This is a genomic window from Morococcus cerebrosus, from assembly GCF_022749515.1.
Taxonomy (GTDB): domain Bacteria; phylum Pseudomonadota; class Gammaproteobacteria; order Burkholderiales; family Neisseriaceae; genus Neisseria; species Neisseria cerebrosa.
Genome location: NZ_CP094242.1, coordinates 1,774,356 through 1,792,213, shown reverse-complemented (window position 1 = coordinate 1,792,213; position 17,858 = coordinate 1,774,356). Strand labels below are relative to the sequence as shown.

Sequence of the window (17,858 nt, the reverse complement as noted above, 5' to 3'; positions counted from 1 at the left end):
TTCCGTACTATCTGTACTGTCTGCGGCTTCGTCGCCTTGTCCTGATTTAAATTTAATCCACTATAGTTTCCGTGTCTTTTTATCCTCAAAGCGGTATCTTCTGCGTTGGCAATCCTCACAAATTGTCCAAGCTTGTTGCGGCTTTAGCCTTGAATCTCCCGCTTCGTGAATAAAAATCCACTTGGAAAATCAAATATCGGCAGCCTCGGGGTGTTTTTTCATTTCAAGGTCGTCTGAAAACCGTCTGCGCCACCAAATTGCCAGCCTGTCAGAAATATAGTTAAATAAGCCGCATCATTATTTTCAGACGACCCGATGATGTCCATGAAACAAAAAATCTTCGTCCTCTACACAGGCGGCACCATAGGCATGACCCAAAGCAGCGAAGGCCTGCGCCCAGATACCGCGCTTGTCAGCCAAGCCCTTTCCCCCTTTTCAGACGACCTCGACTTCGAGTGGCACGTCTGCAATCCTTTGATTGATTCCTCCTCCGTCACCCTGCAACACTGGCGCGACTGGCTGGACATCATCGCCGCCAAACTGCCTTCCTGCGACGGCATCCTGATACTGCACGGCACAGACAGCATGGCGTACACCGCCAACCTCCTCGCGCTTGCCCTGCAAGGTTTGGGTAAACCCATCATCCTGACCGGTTCCCAATGGCCTTACGCCGCCGAAAACAGCGATGCCCCGCGCAACCTCTCCACCGCCGTCGCCGCCTTCAGCCTCAAACTCAAACAAACCGTCATCGCCTTTGACAGCAAACTTTATCCCGCCGTCGGCAGCAGCAAAGTCAGCACCGAAACCGCCGCAGGCTTCGACAATCCGCATTTCGGCGCCATCGCTGAATGGGACGAAACCCAAGGTTGGAACCATATTCGCGTCCCGTCCCAAGATACGGCGGATGTTTCAGACGACCTCAAAATCCGCTATCCCGACCCGCAGGCAAAAATCGCCGTCCGCACGCTTATCCCCGGCTTTGCCGTCCAAGAACTTGCGGACGGACTCGGACAGCTTCCCGCCCACGCCCTTATCCTACAAAGCTACGGACACGGCAACACCCCCGCAGACAAAGGCTTCATCCGCGCCGTCCGAGACTTTACGCAGCAAGGCAAACTGCTGCTCAACATCAGTCAAGTCCAACAAGGCAGAACCGCCGCTGTTTATGCGCAAGGCAACGCGTTCCGCAATTCGGGCATTATTAACGGCGGCAAATGCAACCTCGAAACCGCCACCGCGCTCATGACCCTCGCCGTATCGCAAGGCTGGGGTGCGGAAGATGTTCTCAAAGAATTGGTAAGACTAAAATTAGTGTGAAATCGATGAACCTTACCGACACCCATTGCCACCTCGCCGATCCCGCCTTGCGCGAAAACCTGCCGCACATCCTGACCGCCGCGCGGGAGGCAGGGGTAGGGCGGTTTATCGTTCCCGCGACCCGGCCGCAGGATTGGCAGGACGTGGCGGATTTGGTGCAAAGGTCGTCTGAAAACCCGCTTTTGGGCAACATCCATATCGCGCTCGGCATCCATCCCTGGTTTTCAGACGACGTTTCCGAGCCGGATTTCCAGCGTTTGGAACAAACATTGCAAGCGCGTCCGGCGGCATGGGTCGGCGAAATCGGCTTGGATTTTTACGACAAAACCCAAACGCCGCCGCAGCGAGAACGGCAAATTCAAGTCTTCAGCCGCCAGCTTACCATCGCGCAAACCCTGCGCCGCCGCGTGATTATCCATAATCTCAAAGCCACCGCCGACATTGCCGCCGCCGTCAGGAAGACAGGCTTTGCCCAAGGCGGGATTGTCCATGCGTTTTCAGGCAGCGCGGAAGAAGCGCGCGTGTTGACGAAACTGGGCTTCAAAATCGGCATCGGTTCGCTGTTGCTCAACCCGAACGCACGAAAAATACGCGAAACCCTCAAAACCTTGAATGACACCGATTTCGTCTTGGAAACCGACAGCCCGTTTATGCTGAAAAACGAAATCAACACGCCCGCCAACATCCGCCAAATCGCCGCCATCGCCGCTGAAATTCGCGGTGTTGCCGTTGAAGAGATAGCCGAAGCGACCGAGCGGAATGTGGAAATGTTGCTGGCAACAGAAAAGGTCGTCTGAAAACATTCCATCTTATCGGAATCCTGTTTTCAGACGACCTTGGGTTGCGAATCCTGGTGATAACGCAATGAATATCGCTATTTATAAAAGGAATGTCTTGCCCTACGGTTTCCTGTAAGGTAAACGAGTTGACAATTTTTTACGCTAAATATGACAGAATTTGACTTTATTAGACAGTTTTTGCAAAAACAGCAGGCGGAAGGTTTGGTGTTGGGTATCGGGGACGATGCAGCCATCATCCGTCCAAGTATCGGATTTGATTTGTGTTTTAGTTCCGATATGTTGATTAAGGACAAACATTTTTTTTCAGATGTTTCTCCTGAAGATTTGGCATGGAAAATGCTTGCAGTTAACATATCCGATATGGCGGCGATGGGTGCCGTTCCAAAATGGGTTCTGCTCAGTGCGGGATTGCCCGATTTGGACGAAGAATGGCTGACGCGGTTTTGCGAAAGTTTCTTCTCGCTGGCACAACGTTTCGGCATCACGCTTATCGGCGGCGATACGACCAAAGGTGATTTGGTATTCAACATCACCATCGTCGGCGAACTGCCCCAAGAGCAAGCCCTGCGGCGCGATGCAGCGCAAGAAGGGGATGATATTTGGGTGTCCGGGCAAATCGGTATGGCTGCGGCAGCATTAAACCATCGTCTGAAAAACTGCACCCTGCCGCCGGAAGTCTTCGGACTTTGCGAAGATAAACTCCTCAGACCGGAGCCAAGGGTAGATTTAGGTTTGGCACTTTTGCCGCTTGCCCATGCCGCCCAAGATATTTCGGACGGGCTGGCGCAGGATTTGGGGCACATTCTGACCGCGTCGTCGTTGGGGGCGGAAATTTCGACAGATGTGTTGCCGGTTCCCGATGAATTGAGAACATCGGTGTCTGAAGAACAATGGACGGCTTTCGCCTTGTCGGGCGGCGACGATTATGAATTGGTATTTACCGCTTCCGCAGACCGTCGCAGTGAAATCCTTGCCGCAGCAGCGCAATGCGGTGTGGCGGTAACGAGGATAGGGAAAACAAACAACTCAGGCCGTCTGAAAATAAAGGATAAAAAAGGCGGCGAATTATTGCTTACTTCACGGGGGTTCGATCATTTTGGCTGAATTTAAACCTACTTTCACATGGCTCAAAGAGCGTCCTTTATGCTTCTTGGGCTTCGGTTTCGGCAGCGGTCTTTCTCCCGTCGCGCCGGGAACGACCGGTACTTTGGCGGCTTTGCCTTTGGCGTTTGTCCTTCATTTGATCGGAATCGGCGGCTGGGTTTTGGCATTATTGTGTATCGCCATGTTTGTTTGGGGAGTCCGCATTTGCGGGTATACCGAAAAAGAGCTGGGCATACAGGATTACGGGGGTATCGTTTGGGATGAAATCGTAGCAATGATTTTGGTTTTGTCTTTCGTGCCTTTCCGCTGGAGTTGGTGGCTTGCGGCTTTTATCGTGTTCCGACTGTTCGACATGCTTAAGCCTTGGCCAATTAAATGGTTCGACAGCCGCATCCACGGCGGGCTGGGTATTATGCTTGACGACCTGATCGCCGCACTGATGACCGGACTGGTATTAGGGCTGGCATCTTGGATTTTTTAAACACACACAATTAAATATATGACTGCTGATAAAAAATATAAGGCAGGCACACTTTCACTCACTTTTAAATAAAAATAGAACCGCATCATCACGGGGAAGCAAAATGAATAATATAGAAATCAGTGTAAAGCCGCGTTATATCGCCGGACAAAGCGATGTTTATCGTGACCGCTATGCTTTTAATTATCAAATCACCATCTGCAACCGCAGCAATGAAGTTATCACATTGCGCCAGCGGTTTTGGGAAGTTACCGACGGGCACGGAGAAATCGGGCAGGTCGGACACGGCGGTTTGATCGAAGAGCAGCCTGTCCTGTATCCGGGTGAGGAATACGAGTACAACAGCGGTTCGCAAATCAGCACGCCTTGGGGCAGTATCGAAGGCGCATACGAGTTTGAAGACAGTATCGGAGAGCGTTTTATCATCGGCGTGCCGAAGCTGGATTTCAAAGCAGGCTTTACCCTGCAATAAAATACCCGAAAACAATACAAAGCGGGAATTCAAGGTCGTCTGAAAGAAATAAGGGGCTTTCAGACGACCTTTTTTGCCTGTTAGTTTAAATGTTGAGTTGTTGTTTTTAACGCCAAGAAGGTCGTCTGAAATTTATCGTGAATCGAAATGGAAGGCTCTATCTTTTTAAGTTTGTGCAGATAGGAGGCTAGGTATTTTAAGTTTATGATGTTTATTAGCTTTTTGTAATGCTGAAATACAGATTTCCATTTGCGCAGACTGACGTCAGACGGGTATTTTTATTTTAATGTTCTCTGCATTTAGATCCGACGTGATGAGTTTGGATTTATGGAGAAAATAAGGAGCATATCATCAGACCGTTGCGTTTTTTAACGCTTTATGCTGAAATGACCGAACACTAAAAACATAATGAGGAGAAAAATATGCAATTATTTTTGGAGAATTTAAAAGCGTTTTTTGAAACAGTCAGCGGCTGGGTCTGGGGACCTGTTATGCTGGTGTTGTTGGTCGGAACGGGCGTTTTGTTGACCGTTATGCTCAAAGGCCTGCAATTTTCTATGCTCGGTTACGCGCTCAAGCAGGCGTTTATGCCGCAAAAAACAACGGATGACGGCGAAGACCACGAAGGCGATATTTCCCATTTCGCTGCTTTGATGACCGCCCTGTCCGCCACCATCGGTACAGGCAACATTGCAGGTGTGGCGACCGCCGTGGTTACCGGAGGTCCGGGTGCGGTATTTTGGATGTGGATGACCGCCATTTTCGGTATGGCTACCAAATACGCCGAGGGCGTGTTGGCGGTGAAATACCGCGTGACCAACTCCAAAGGCGAAATGTCTGGCGGGCCGATGTATTACATCGAAAAAGGCTTGGGCAAAAACTGGAAATGGATGGCATTGGCGTTTGCTTTATTCGGCACATTTGCTTCGTTCGGTATCGGCAGTTCGGTACAGTCCAACTCGGTTGCGCAGGCCGTTCAGACGAGTTTCGGCGTGGAACCGGGCTATACCGGCGTCGTCCTGACCATTCTGACAGCTATCGTTGTTTTGGGCGGTATTAAAGGTATCGCTAAAGCTGCTTCGTTTATCGTACCTGCGATGGCGGTGTTTTACGTTTTAGGCGGCATTGCCATTATTGCCGTCAATGCAGGCTTGCTAGCACCCGCCGTCAAACTGATTTTCTCCGATGCGTTCAGCGCGCAGGCTGTGGCAGGCGGCGCAATCGGGACGATGATCCGCTACGGCGTGGCGCGCGGCGTGTTTTCTAACGAGGCGGGTATGGGTTCTGCACCGATTGCCGCTGCAGCCGCGAAAACCGACCATCCCGTCCGCCAGGCATTGGTTTCCATGACCGGGACGTTTTTGGACACGATCGTCGTCTGCTCGATTACGGGAATTGTATTGGTGATGGGTTTGCTCGGCGCGGGCGGTGAGTTTGTCAAACCGGAATTGAGCGGCGCGGCGCTGACTACCGTTACCTTCCAAAAAATGCTGCCCGGTTTCGGCGGCTGGGTCGTTACCATCGGTTTGATTTTCTTTGCCTATTCGACCATTTTGGGCTGGTGTTACTACGGTGAGAAATGTGCGGCATATGTATTCGGCGAAAAATCCGCGAATCTCTACCGAGTTTTTTACGTCGCCTCGGTCATGCTGGGAACCGTCTTGAGTCTTGATTTGGTTTGGCTCGCTTCGGATACGTTCAACGGATTGATGGCTTTGCCCAACTTAATCGCCCTCTTGCTGATGGCGAAAGTAATTGTCAGGGAAACTCAGGATTTCAAAAAGAAAATCCGAAGTGGTGAATTGCCTCATTAATTTGAATGAAACAAAAGGTCGTCTGAAAACCAAAATTCTGTTTTCAGACGACCTTTGCGTTTCTAAACCTTTTCAATACCAATCTATTCAAGACTCGGCACAATCTTTCAGCGTATCTTTATAAGTATAAAGGTACGACGCGCCGACAAACGATGCGCCGCCTAAGACATTGCCTAAAAACACGGGAATCATGTTGAAGAAAAACTGCCCCCATGTGATGTCTGCGCCCGCCAAAATACCGGCGGGGATGACGAACATATTAGCGACAAGGTGTTGGAAGCCGTTTAACACGAAAATCATGACGGGAAACCAAATCGCCAACATCCGCCCCGCCGTATGCTTGGCGGCAAAGTGCAGCCATGCGCCCATACACACCATCCAGTTACACGCGACCGCTGAGACGAAAGCCCTGCCGAAATCCATATGGACTTTGGCTTCCGCCACCGCAATCGTTTTTTCCGCCACGCTGCCTTCGGTCATGCCGACGTAGTGTCCGAGGAAAAACGCCATCGCCAGCGTTCCTACTAAATTGCCCAGACACACGACGACCCAGTTGCGCAGCAGCATTTTTGTGGAAATTCGCCCTGCCAAACGTCCCAAAGACATAATCATCATATTGCTCGTTACCAGCTCGCCGCCGCCGAGCAGGATGCAGATCAAGGCGATGGGGAACATCGATGCGCCGAGTAAAGTCGCCAAGCCGCCCCATTCGTGCGGAATGCCGCTGACCACTTTCAAATAGGCAAGATAACCGAAGCCGATGTATCCGCCTGCCAAAACGCTCAAAACCGCCAGCGTGGAAACGCTGGATTGTGCCTTGGCACAGCTTTTATCGAGGACGACCTGTAAGATTTCCTGTGGGTATAAATCGCGCGAAGCCATGATTTTCCTTAAAGTGGGATTGAGGTGGGAACGCCGTTTCTGAAAGACGGCAAAACTGTCGCGGTAGGGCAGTGTCGAGGGGTGCCGGTGTACGGTCTTATCGGATAAAAAATAATAGTGTATTAAACCTAAAATGCGGTCGCACTGCCTTGCTTTGGCTCAAAAGAAATATTATTACATGAGGGGTGATTGAAATAAGGCAGGAAGTATATATGTTTCAGATGCGTTTGAAGGAACCTGCCGAATCTGGTTTCAAATGCCCGCCGATACGGTCTCGCGATTTGTCAAACCTGCCCGATTTATGGGAAAATCGCATGATTTAATTTTAATTTAACGAAGGGCGACACCGTGTTAGACAGAGAAGGCTATCGCCCCAATGTCGGTATCATCTTAATCAACAACCGCAACGAAGTCTTTTGGGGCAAGCGTGTGCGCGAACATTCTTGGCAGTTCCCGCAAGGCGGCATCAAGCCGGGCGAAAGCCCTGAAACCGCCATGTACCGCGAGCTGTACGAAGAAGTCGGGCTGCTGCCGCAACACATCAAAATCGTCGGCCGCACGCGCGACTGGCTGCGTTACGACGTGCCGAGCCACTGGGTACGCCGCGAATGGCGCGGTTCGTATCGCGGGCAGAAGCAGATTTGGTATCTTTTGCGGCTGGTCGGGCGCGACAGCGACATTAATCTGCGCGCCTGCCACCATCCCGAATTTGACGGCTGGCGTTGGCACCAATATTGGGCTCCCGTTGACGAAGTGATTGATTTCAAACGCGACGTTTACTTGGGGGCATTGAAAGAACTCTCCTCCCGCTTCCTGCGCGGTATGGAAAGCTACGAAGACTTTACCGCGCGCCTGCCTTTTGACAACCGATAAAACAACGAAACGCAACGCTTTCAGGCCGTCTGAAAGCGTTGTTCTTCCTTTCAGACGACCTCTTCCCCTATGACTAAAAACAACCAATACAGCGAATCCAGCATCACCGTCCTCAAAGGCTTGGAGCCGGTCAAAGAACGTCCTGGCATGTACACACGCACCGACAGCCCGACCCACATCTGCCAAGAAGTCATCGACAACGCGGCGGACGAGGCGTTGGGCGGTTTCGCCACTGAAATCGACGTGCGCATCCACGACGACGGTTCGCTTTCCGTGCACGACAACGGACGCGGCATTCCCGTCGGGCTGCATCCTATCGAAGGCGTGCCCGTGGTCGAACTCGTGTTCACCCGTCTGCACGCGGGCGGTAAGTTCAACAAAAAAGACGGCGGCAGCGCGTATGCCTTTTCAGGCGGCCTGCACGGCGTGGGCGTGTCCGTGACCAACGCCCTCTCCACCCGCCTCGAAGTAACCGTCAAACGCGAAGGCAAAATCCACCGCATCGTATTTGCCGGCGGCGATGTGGTCGAACCGTTGGCGGAAGTGGGCAAATGCGCCGTCAAAGACAGCGGCACCGAAGTGCGCGTCTGGCCGAACGGCAAATATTTTGAAAGCCCGAATTACAGCATCCCCGAACTCGAACGCCTGCTGCGCGCCAAAGCCGTGCTGCTGCCGGGCGTGCGCGTTTCCCTGACCCGCCCGGTCAAAGGCGAAGACGAAGCGCACACCCAAACCTGGCATTACCCCGACGGTCTGAAAAGCTATCTGACCGACCTGATTGCCGACGCGCAGGAAGCCGTGCCGCTGTTCTCCTGCGAAAACTACATTTCAGACGACCACAACGGCGATTTCAGCATCGGCGAAGGTGCTGCGTTTGCCCTGACTTGGCTGGAAGAAGGCTCGTGCGCCAACGAAAGCTACGTCAACCTCATCCCCACCCCGCTGGGCGGCACGCACGAAGCGGGCTTGAAACAAGCTGTGTTCAACGCCGTCAACAACTTCATCAACCTGCACAACCTCCTACCGCGCGGCGTGAAAGTGCAAAGCGACGACGTGTTCAGCAAAACCGCCTTCGTCCTCTCCGCCCGTGTCCTTGACCCGCAGTTCCAAGGTCAGACCAAAGACAAGCTGACCAACCGCGACGCGTTGAAACTCGTCGCCGCCGTATCGGGCGACCCTTTGGAATTGTGGCTGAACCAAAACGTGGACTTCGGCAAAAAAATCGCCGAACTCGCCATCCGTCAGGCACAGGCGCGGATGCGTTCGGTTAAAAAAATCGAAAAGAAAAAAGGCAGCGGCGTCGCCGTCCTGCCCGGCAAACTGACCGACTGCGAAAGTGAAGACATCCGCGAAAACGAACTCTTCCTCGTCGAAGGCGATTCCGCCGGCGGCTCCGCCAAACTCGCCCGCGACAAAGCCACCCAAGCCATCCTGCCCCTGCGTGGCAAAGTGCTCAACAGCTTTGAAGTCCACCCCGACCAGCTTTTCGGCAACGCCGAAATCCACGACATTTCCGTCGCCATCGGCGTTGATCCGCACGGCATCAACGACCATCCCGATTTAAGCGGCCTGCGCTACGGCAAAATCGCCATCCTGTCCGATGCCGACGTGGACGGCTCGCATATTCAAGTTTTACTGCTGACCCTGTTCTACCGCCACTTCCCGAAACTGGTCGCCGACGGACACATCTACGTCGCCCAGCCACCGCTGTTCCGCGTCGATGTCAACGCACAAGGCAAAAGCAAACCCGCCCGCAAATTCTACGCCCTCGACCAAAACGAACTCGACAGCATTTTGGAGCGGCTGCAAAAAGAAGGTGTCAAAGAAACCGCCTATTCCATCAGCCGTTTCAAAGGCTTGGGCGAGATGAACCCCGACCAACTCAAAGACACCACCATGCACCCCGACACCCGCCGCCTGTTGCAGGTGCAAATCCCCGAAGGCGCAGATGACGAAACACGCGACATCTTCGTCAAACTGATGGGCAAAGGCGAAGCCGCCGCCCGCCGCGCATGGATGGAACGCGAAGGCGATACGGCTCAATTGGATATTTGACGCCGTTGGTTTACAAAGCAAAAAGGTCGTCTGAAAACTGATTCGGGTTTTCAGACGACCTTTTAGTTTTTGGGGTTTACAGACCGAATAGGGCGGTGTCGCCTTTGCCTTGGCGGATGAGTTCGGTACCGTCGGTCATGTCGATGACGGTGGTCGGCTCGGTACCGCACCAGCCGCCGTCAATCACCAAATCGACGCTGTGTTCGAGGCGGTCGCGGATTTCGTAAGGATCGGTCAGCGGCTCGTCGTCTTCGGGCAGCATCAGGGTGCAACTGAGCAGCGGCTCGCCCAATTCCTGCAACAGGCTTAGGGCGATGGTATTGTCGGGCACGCGCAGGCCGATGGTTTTGCGTTTCGGGTGCAGCGTGCGGTTGGGCACTTCTTTGGTGGCTTGCAGGATGAAGGTGTAGCTGCCGGGGGTGGCGGCTTTGAGCTGGCGGAATTGGGCGTTGTCGACTTTGGCGTAAGTGCCCAATTCGCTCAAATCGGCGCACATGAGGGTCAGGTGGTGTTTCAAATCGATTTTGCGGATGGCGAGGATGCGTTCCATCGCGGCTTTGTCGCCGAGTTTGCAGCCGAGCGCGTAGCAGGAGTCGGTGGGGTACACGATGACTCCGCCGCTGCGGACGATGTCGGCGGCTTGTTTGATCAGGCGTTCCTGCGGGTTGTCGGGGTGGATGGCGAAGAATTGTGCCATGGCGGTTTTCCTTTTGGCAGTTTGTGTTGCGGATATTTTAAAACCGATGGTTTGAAATGACAAAAGGTCGTCTGAAAATACGGTTTCGGAACGGAAACTGCGTTTTCAGACGACCTTGTGTTTTGGATGCGAATCAGGGTTCGGGACGCAGCCACATCCAGACAGCGACGCAGCCGCAACCCAATGTGGACGCCGCGCCTATCCACCATTTTTCGGGAAAGCGCCAAAACATGAAGATGCAGGATAGGCTCATCATGCTTATGGCGAAGATTTTGGCTTTGCGCGGGACGGCGCCGTTGTTTTCCCAGTTTTGTATCATGGGGCCGAAATAGCGGTGTTGGTGCAGCCAGCGGTGGAAACGGGGCGAGGCTCTTGCCCAGCAGGCGGCGGCAAGGATGATGAAGGGGGTGGTGGGCATAATCGGGAGAAAAATGCCGATGATGCCTAAGAGAAAGGAAACTGCGCCGCAAAAGATGAGTAAGTAGCGAATCATGTTGTTTTGTTGGAAATCTTATTCGGATGCTTTGGTTTTGCCGTGATCAAACGGGCAGCGGGGAATATCGAGCTTGTCCCAGCCTTCGTGTCCCATTTTTTCAAGTAGGGCGATGTTGCGCTCGAAAATGGCGGAGGCGTCGGGGAAGGCTTGTGCGGCTTTGGCAATGCTGTCTTCGCGGATGAGGTGCAGGGTGGGGTAGGGCGAGCGGTTGGTGTAGTTGCCGATGTCGTCTGAATTTGTGCCTTCAAATTGGAAATCGGGATGAAACGGGGCGATTTGGACAATACCTTCCAAGCCGTTGTCGACAACGGCGGCATCGGCAATGTCGAGCATTTGGTTGAAGGTGTCGAAATCGGGGAAAAGGGCCGGGTAGACAAGCAGGGTGGTTTCCAGCTCGTCAGCGGGCGTGTCGCCCAAAAGCTGCAATTCGCGGTCTAAGTCTTCGAGGAAACCGTCCAGATGGCGTGCTTGGCTGACGCTGATGCGCACGAGGTTTTTGACGTGCGGCGCTTTGGCAAAGGGGCAGAGGTTGAGTCCGATGACGGCTTTTTCGAGCCATTGGCGGGTGTGGTCGGCTACGGTGGCGGAGTCAGGGGTAGTCATGCAGGGATTCGGATTTGATTTAATTAAAAATAGTTCTCAAAAAGTATAACAAATAACATGGGTTTTAGGCAAAGGGCATGGGTGTGCGGATAGGGAAAATTTATGTGTGGCCAGTATGTAACAGGTCGTCTGAATATTTTTTTGTTTATGAAGAAAACCATAGCGGAAAGCAATGAAAAAACGAAGAAATTTTCCCATCTAAACTATTGCGCCGACAGGGATTTTGCCGTTTAATGCGAACCTGCTGAATCAAGGGCCCGAGGCATATGCCGGCCGCCCCCACAGTTAACCTTTTGTATGCGGACAGTCTGCGCTTGACTGACTGCCGCCGCTGCAACAATTCCCCCTTCCACAAAAGGACTGTACCCATGAAAAAAACTTCAATGGCGGCGGCACTCATCGGCCTCGTCTTGACTGCATGCAGCGGCGGCCAACAAACCGCCGCAGAATCTTCCGCACCTTCCTCCCATACCGCCTCCGACAAGCTCAATATCTACAACTGGTCGGACTACGTCGACCCCGCCACGCTTGAAGCGTTCGAAAAAAATACGCATATCAACGTCCGCTACGACTACTACGACAGCAACGAAGCCCTCGAAGCCAAGCTTTTGACCGGCAAATCCGGTTACGACCTCGTTGCACCGTCCATTGCCAACGTCGGACGCCAAATCAAAGCCGGCGCGTATCAAAAAATCGACAAAAGCCAAATCCCGAACTACGCCAATATCGATGCCGACCTGCTTGCCATGATGGCAAAAGTCGATCCGGGCAACCAATACGCAGTCCCTTATTTCTGGGGCATCAACACGCTCGCCATCAACAAAAAACTGGTTCAAAAAGCCTTAGGGACGGAGCAATTGCCCGAAAACGAATGGGATTTGGTGTTCAATCCCGAATACACCAAAAAGCTGAAATCCTGCGGTATCAGCTATTTTGACAGCGCCATCGAACAAATCCCGCTCGCGCTGCATTATTTGGGCAAAGACCCGAATACCGAAAACCCCGACGACATCAAAGCCGCCGTCAACATGATGAAAAAAGTGCGTCCCGACATCAAACGCTTCACTTCGTCAGGCTACATTGACGATATGGCGGCGGGCAACCTTTGCGTTTCAGTCGGTTACGGTGGCGATTTGAACATCGCCAAAACACGCGCGCAAGAAGCGAAGAACGGCGTCGAAATCGAAGTGTTAGCACCCAAAAGCGGCGTCGGCATCTGGGTGGATTCCCTGATGATTCCGCGCGATGCCCAAAATATCGCCAATGCGCACAAATACATCAACCACACGCTCGATCCCGAAGTCGCGGCACAAAACGGCAATTTCGTTACCTACGCCCCCGCCAGCCGCCCTGCCCGTGCATTGATGGACGAAAAATATACCGGCGATGCGTCTATCTTCCCGACCAAGGAATTGATGGATAAAAGTTTCATCGTATCGCCCAAATCAACAGATGCAAGCCGCCTGAGCGTCCGCTTGTGGCAATCGCTGAAAGCAGGCAAATAGCCGTTTTGATGCGTTGGAAAACTAAAGGTCGTCTGAAAACCCACAATCGGGTTTTCAGACGACCTTTCACTTTCTCAACTCAACATCAGAATTTCGCTTGCAGCCTCAACCAAGCGGTACGGCCAGGTTCGTTGACGCGCAAGGTTTGCGTGCCTGCTGAAGGGTCGCCGCCTTTGCTGACGAATTCGGCATAGGTTTTGTTGAACACGTTGTCTATGCCGGCCTGCAAGGTGGCGTATTTGCTGAATTTCCAGCCGGCATTGAGCGAGAGTACGCCGAATCCGGAAGAGGCACCGATGTCCTGACCGACGATATTGCCTTGACCTTTGCTGTAACGGTTTTGTTTCGCTACGACGCGCCATAACGCGCCTGCGCTGTATTTGCCGTTGTCAAAGGCGAGGGTGTTGTTCCACTCGAGCGGCGGGGTTTGTGCCAAAGGTTTGCCGTCGGTACGGTTTTTGCCGTGGGTGTAGGCGAGGCTGCTGCCGATTTCCCAATTAGGTGCAAACGTCCATTTGACTTCGGCTTCGCCGCCGAAACGAGAGGCTTTAACGTTGCGTACGCCTAAATCCGTGCCTTGGCGTTCGAGTATGATGAAGTTTTTGACATCGCTGCCGAATACGGATACGGAGGCATGGAGGTTAGGACGTTTCCAGATGATGCCCGCATCGATTTGGCGGTTTTGTTCGGGATGGATGATTTTCTTTTTGGCGCGCAGACGTTCCCAGTAGTCGGGCGAGCGTTCGGCGATACCGAATCCGGCGTAGTATTTCAAGCCGTTATCCGTATCACGTTCCCAACGTAAGAAACCGGAATTCAAGTTGAATTTCTGATGTTTCAAAACGGGATCGGTTACGTCTGCGGAATCGTAATGCGCTTTGACACGGTCGTGGCGCAAGCCTGCTACCCAACGTTGTTTGTCGGTTTGCTGCCAAGCGGCTTCGGTGAAAACGCCCCATTGTTTGAAACTTTGATTGGGCATGTAGGGCTTGTGGCTGTAACCGTCGCCGCCGCGTTCCATACGGGCGACGTGTACGTCGTCCATATAATCTACGCCGGTTTGCAGATTGAGTTTGTCCCAGTCGAAGGTGGCTTTCAGACGACCTGTGTCGGTGTTGCGTTTGGGGTTGTTGGCGTTTTTAATCTGTTTGCCTGCCGGATTGCGGATGGTGCGCAGGCTGTATGTGTCCATGACGTGGTCGATTTCGCTTTCACCGTAGCGCAATTCGAGTTCGCTGAACCAAGGGGTGAGGTTGCGTTGGGTAAAGCGGACGTTCCATGCGTCGCGGTCGAATTTGCTGCCGTCCATCATGCGGTCGGCGTAGGCGACTTTGGCCCTGCTGCGTTCGTATGTGCCGGCAATGGTGGTGTTTTCGGTCGGGGTGATGCCCAGTTGCAGCATTTGGCTGTCGCGTTTGAAATGGGAGTGGACGCTCTTGCCTGAGCCGTCTTTGTAGTCGCCGGCTTCGTTATGGGAAATATTGCTGCGGACGTAGCCGTATTTGCCGCCGAACTCGGCTTCAAGCGAACCGTCGCGGCGGTCGTTGCTGCCTGCGGTCAGGGAGGCGTTGATGTTGTAGGGTTTTTCGCTGAAATCAGGGTCTTTGCGGATGAATTGTACCGAGCCGCTGACCAAACCCATGCCTTGGGTTACGGTTTGCGGGCCTTTGGTGACGACGACTTTGTCGAAAGAATTCGGGTGGATGTAGGCAGTCGGCGGGTCCATACGCATGCTGCAGCCGCCGTAAATAAACTGGTCGTCTGAGTTAATCGACAGGCGCGAACCGCCCAAACCGCGGAACAATGGATCGCCCGAGCTTCCGCCTTTGCGGATGATGCTCATGTTGGGCACGGATTGTAAAAGGTCCGCACCGTCTCCGGCAGGGAGGGGTTGCAAAGCAGCTTTGGGGTTGAAAGTAACGCTATTGGCTTTTTGTTGTTGTGTGCCGGTGACGGTAACGGGGGAAAGGATAACAGTTTCTTCGGGAACGGGGTCTGTGTCCGCCCAAGCCTGGGATACGGCTAAGGCAATCGGCAGAAGGAGTAGCTGGTGTTTCATTCTTAGAGCTCCTTTTATTGGTTTAGTTCATTGGGTGTAGTTAATTACTACTTTGGTAGTATAAAGAATGTCAGGCAGTTTGTGAGTAATAAAACGGTTTTATTTAATTTAAGTCAATATTTTTGAGGCATAATTAAATTATTTGAATAATAGTAGTAACTGTATTGATTAATTGCCTGCTTTTCCATCTGGCAGGAAGAAGGAATAAGGTTGCTGCGGGGATAAAGAGGGCTGTGTTCAGGATTGGTGTGCAAACCTGTTTCGGCGTGCTGCGAAGGCGTGTCCCTTGGCATTCCGTTTACAGTCATTACGATATTTCAAACAGCAAAAAGGTCGTCTGAAAATTTTTCAGACGACCTTGGTTTTAACAGGAAACTCCTGACCACCGATACAGACGGTTTATTTAAACCAACCCCTGACGCGCTCCAGCCCGCCGAAATTGATGCAGGCATCGGCGACTGCCTGCGCTTTCGGTTTGGCGCGGTAAGCCACGCCTACGCCCGCTTCTTTAAGCATCGGAATATCGTTCGCACCGTCGCCCATCGCCAAAACCTGATGCGGCTGCAATCCGAGGCGGTCGCGGTATTCGCGCAATAAATCCGCCTTGGCCTGCGCGTCGATGATTCTGCCTTTCAGACGACCTGTCAGCTTGCCGTTTTCAATTTCCAAAATATTGGCGTGTTGGTATTCGAAGCCGAGGCGTTGTTGCAGCCTTTCGGTGAAAAACGTGAATCCGCCCGACACCAGCATGAATTTCACGCCGTGCGCCTTGCATTCGTCCAGCAAAAATTCCGCGCCGGGCGAGAGCCGCAAAACGTTTTCATAAACCTCCGCCAAAACCCGTTCGTTCAATCCCGCCAACAGGGCGACGCGGCTGCGCAAAGACTGCTCGAAATCCAATTCACCGCGCATCGAGCGTTCGGTAATTTCCGCCACACGGTCTTTCAAGCCGACACCCGCCGCAATTTCATCGACGCATTCAATGGTAATCAGCGTCGAATCCATATCGCTGACAATCAGCCCGAGTTCGCCGAACGCCATATCGGGCAACACGGCGTGGTCGATTTGACGGCTGTCCAGCAAAGCCGCGTCTGCTTCGTTGAAAGAAAACCCTTCTTCAACGATAAAACGCATACGCTTTTCATCGGCGTAATCAGGCTCGGGCAGGCGGGTGAGGAGGGCGGAAGGCAGGGCTTCGGCGGAGGGGAATTGGAGGACGAGGGCGTGCGACATGGCGGTGGCTCAAAAAATGCGGATTGCGGATTATAGCAAAGCCTGAAGATTTCATATCGGGAAGGTCGTCTGAAAACGAGCTTCCTGATGAAAACCGTATGCGTGCGGCGATGCGATGAAGCGGTTTTCAGACGACCTTTGAGGGAAGTATAGTGGATTAAATTTAAATCAGGACAAGGCGACGAAGCCGCAGACAGTACAGATAGTACGGCAAGGCGAGGCAACGCCGTACTGGTTTAAAGTTAATCCACTATAATTCCTTTGAATCAAATAGGACGCCTATTCGCCATCATGGCTGCTTTTGTGTGTATGGGCATGACGGCGGCGGTACGGTTTGGTTTTACCTGCCAAGATTTTGCACGGACAAGTTGTTTGAAATTTTCGGCAAACTAGCGGATAAAGCATACGCGACGGGATTTGGTAAGGTATGGCGTGTAGCGTCGGCAAGTTTGTCCCAATATCCAAACTTGGCCTTAAACGCCTCAAACCCTTTTGAAATGTTCCCAAACCGGTTTGCAGTTTTCCGGCAGTTCGGGACACGCGCCGAGGATGCCGCCACTGAAGTCGTTTAAGCGGTGGAAATCGCTGCCCGCGCTGGCGAGCATACCGAAGCGTTCTGCCAGCAGCGCGTAGTTGAGGCGGTCGTTTTTGCAGCAGTTGCCGCTGTGGACTTCGATGCCCACGCCGCCGAGGTTTTTAAATTCTTCAAACAGATTGCGCTTGACGGTGGCGGACAAGTCGTAGCGCATGGGGTGGGCGATGATAGCCATGCCGCCTGCGCCGTTGACGGCGGAGACGCAGTCTGCCAGCGTCGCCCATTCGTGACGGACGGCGCAGGATTTGCCGTCGCCCAAGTATTTGGTGAACGCCTGCTGCTTGTTTTTGACGTGTCCCGCTTGGATGAGGAACTCGGCGATGTGGGTGCGGCTGACCATTTCTTTGTTTGCCGCCAGCGCGAGCGCGCCGTCGTATGCGCCGCCGATGCCTTTCTTTTCGAGCTTGGCGGCGATGGCTTCGAGGCGTTTCAGACGACCTTGCCGCACTTGCGCCAACAGGTTTTGCAGGTTTTTGTCCTGTTCGTCGAAATCCAAACCGACAACGTGTATGGTGCACCCGCGCCAAGTTACGGAGATTTCCACGCCGTTGACGAAACGCAGCCCGACCGCGTCGGCTTCGGCACGCGCTTCGGCAATGCCGCCGGTGTGGTCGTGGTCGGTCAACGCCAGCAGCGTGCAGCCGTTTTGATGCGCAAGGCGCACGACTTCGGCGGGGGAGAGCATACCGTCGGAAACCGTGGAATGGCAGTGCAGGTCTATCATGGGGCGTTATGTGTGTGGTGAACAGTGGGCGGGTGCAATATTGTCGGGCGGTGTGGCGACGGGGCAATTTTAAAAACGGTGTATGGTAAATTCAAAGAAAAAGTACCTATGCCGTCATTCCCGCGCAGGCGGGAATCCAGACCTTGAT

At 53.1% G+C, this 17,858-nt stretch carries 16 protein-coding genes and 1 pseudogene; 10 read left to right on the top strand and 7 right to left on the bottom strand.

Translation table 11 applies throughout. The features are described from left to right. Nucleotides 1-324: 324 nt before the first annotated feature. From MON37_RS08455 to MON37_RS08430, 6 genes are all read left to right on the top strand, one after another. The gene (locus tag MON37_RS08455; protein WP_039407514.1) at nt 325-1,317 is read left to right on the top strand and encodes an asparaginase; all 993 of its coding nucleotides are present in this window, start codon (nt 325-327) and stop codon (nt 1,315-1,317) included. A 5-nt stretch (nt 1,318-1,322) separates the two neighbouring features. Then, complete coding sequence (locus MON37_RS08450) at nt 1,323-2,114, top strand: TatD family hydrolase (RefSeq protein WP_039407451.1); 792 nt, start codon at nt 1,323-1,325, stop codon at nt 2,112-2,114. Between the two features lie 150 nt (nt 2,115-2,264). Further along, entirely contained in the window at nt 2,265-3,221 is a 957-nt protein-coding gene (thiL, locus tag MON37_RS08445; RefSeq protein WP_039407454.1) for a thiamine-phosphate kinase, read from the top strand. Further along, entirely contained in the window at nt 3,214-3,702 is a 489-nt protein-coding gene (locus MON37_RS08440; RefSeq protein ID WP_039407457.1) for a phosphatidylglycerophosphatase A family protein, read from the top strand. The genes thiL and MON37_RS08440 overlap by 8 nt, the downstream gene beginning before the upstream one ends. 103 nt (nt 3,703-3,805) lie before the next feature. Beyond that, on the top strand, nt 3,806-4,174 hold the full coding sequence (gene apaG / locus MON37_RS08435) for a Co2+/Mg2+ efflux protein ApaG (protein ID WP_003743457.1): 369 nt from the start codon (nt 3,806-3,808) through the stop codon (nt 4,172-4,174). Between the two features lie 422 nt (nt 4,175-4,596). Continuing rightward, on the top strand, nt 4,597-5,988 hold the full coding sequence (locus tag MON37_RS08430) for an alanine/glycine:cation symporter family protein (protein WP_039407460.1): 1,392 nt from the start codon (nt 4,597-4,599) through the stop codon (nt 5,986-5,988). Nucleotides 5,989-6,075: 87 nt separating this feature from the next. On the opposite strand, the gene MON37_RS08425 is transcribed toward MON37_RS08430, so the two are convergent. Next, nucleotides 6,076-6,870, bottom strand: coding sequence for a formate/nitrite transporter family protein (locus tag MON37_RS08425; protein ID WP_039407463.1), 795 nt, complete (start codon nt 6,868-6,870; stop codon nt 6,076-6,078). A gap of 348 nt (nt 6,871-7,218) precedes the next feature. Between MON37_RS08425 and MON37_RS08420 the strand changes: the two genes are divergently transcribed. Beyond that, entirely contained in the window at nt 7,219-7,743 is a 525-nt protein-coding gene (locus MON37_RS08420) for an RNA pyrophosphohydrolase (protein ID WP_003743450.1), read from the top strand. Between the two features lie 69 nt (nt 7,744-7,812). Next, nucleotides 7,813-9,798 carry a DNA topoisomerase IV subunit B gene (gene parE / locus MON37_RS08415; protein ID WP_039407466.1) on the top strand — a complete coding sequence of 662 codons (1,986 nt, stop codon included), beginning with the start codon at nt 7,813-7,815 and terminating at the stop codon, nt 9,796-9,798. Nucleotides 9,799-9,874: 76 nt separating this feature from the next. Here parE and MON37_RS08410 read toward each other — a convergent pair whose 3' ends face one another. The 3 genes from MON37_RS08410 to MON37_RS08400 form a co-directional block, all read right to left on the bottom strand. Then, nucleotides 9,875-10,495 (bottom strand): L-threonylcarbamoyladenylate synthase, encoded by a 621-nt coding sequence (locus MON37_RS08410; RefSeq protein ID WP_003759961.1) that lies wholly within the window; start codon nt 10,493-10,495, stop codon nt 9,875-9,877. A gap of 133 nt (nt 10,496-10,628) precedes the next feature. After that, nucleotides 10,629-10,988 carry a YbaN family protein gene (locus tag MON37_RS08405; protein WP_003777107.1) on the bottom strand — a complete coding sequence of 120 codons (360 nt, stop codon included), beginning with the start codon at nt 10,986-10,988 and terminating at the stop codon, nt 10,629-10,631. An 18-nt stretch (nt 10,989-11,006) separates the two neighbouring features. Next, nucleotides 11,007-11,594 carry a DUF1415 domain-containing protein gene (locus tag MON37_RS08400; protein ID WP_039407468.1) on the bottom strand — a complete coding sequence of 196 codons (588 nt, stop codon included), beginning with the start codon at nt 11,592-11,594 and terminating at the stop codon, nt 11,007-11,009. Nucleotides 11,595-11,962: 368 nt separating this feature from the next. On the opposite strand from MON37_RS08400, the gene MON37_RS08395 reads away from it, so the two are divergent. Continuing rightward, entirely contained in the window at nt 11,963-13,099 is a 1,137-nt protein-coding gene (locus MON37_RS08395; protein ID WP_039407471.1) for a polyamine ABC transporter substrate-binding protein, read from the top strand. 85 nt (nt 13,100-13,184) lie between these two features. On the opposite strand, the gene MON37_RS08390 is transcribed toward MON37_RS08395, so the two are convergent. Together MON37_RS08390 and serB are read right to left on the bottom strand one after the other, a co-directional pair. Continuing rightward, nucleotides 13,185-15,158 carry a TonB-dependent copper receptor gene (locus MON37_RS08390; RefSeq protein WP_039407474.1) on the bottom strand — a complete coding sequence of 658 codons (1,974 nt, stop codon included), beginning with the start codon at nt 15,156-15,158 and terminating at the stop codon, nt 13,185-13,187. A gap of 399 nt (nt 15,159-15,557) precedes the next feature. Continuing rightward, nucleotides 15,558-16,391, bottom strand: coding sequence for a phosphoserine phosphatase SerB (gene serB / locus MON37_RS08385; protein ID WP_039407477.1), 834 nt, complete (start codon nt 16,389-16,391; stop codon nt 15,558-15,560). A 145-nt stretch (nt 16,392-16,536) separates the two neighbouring features. Between serB and MON37_RS12500 the strand changes: the two are divergent. Beyond that, nucleotides 16,537-16,644, top strand: a pseudogene (locus MON37_RS12500) (IS5/IS1182 family transposase); the annotation flags it as partial. A gap of 229 nt (nt 16,645-16,873) precedes the next feature. On the opposite strand, the gene MON37_RS08380 reads toward MON37_RS12500, so the two are convergent. Next, a complete protein-coding gene (locus tag MON37_RS08380; RefSeq protein ID WP_039407480.1) occupies nt 16,874-17,710 on the bottom strand; it encodes a PHP domain-containing protein in 837 nt (278 codons plus the stop codon). Nucleotides 17,711-17,858 lie beyond the last annotated feature (148 nt).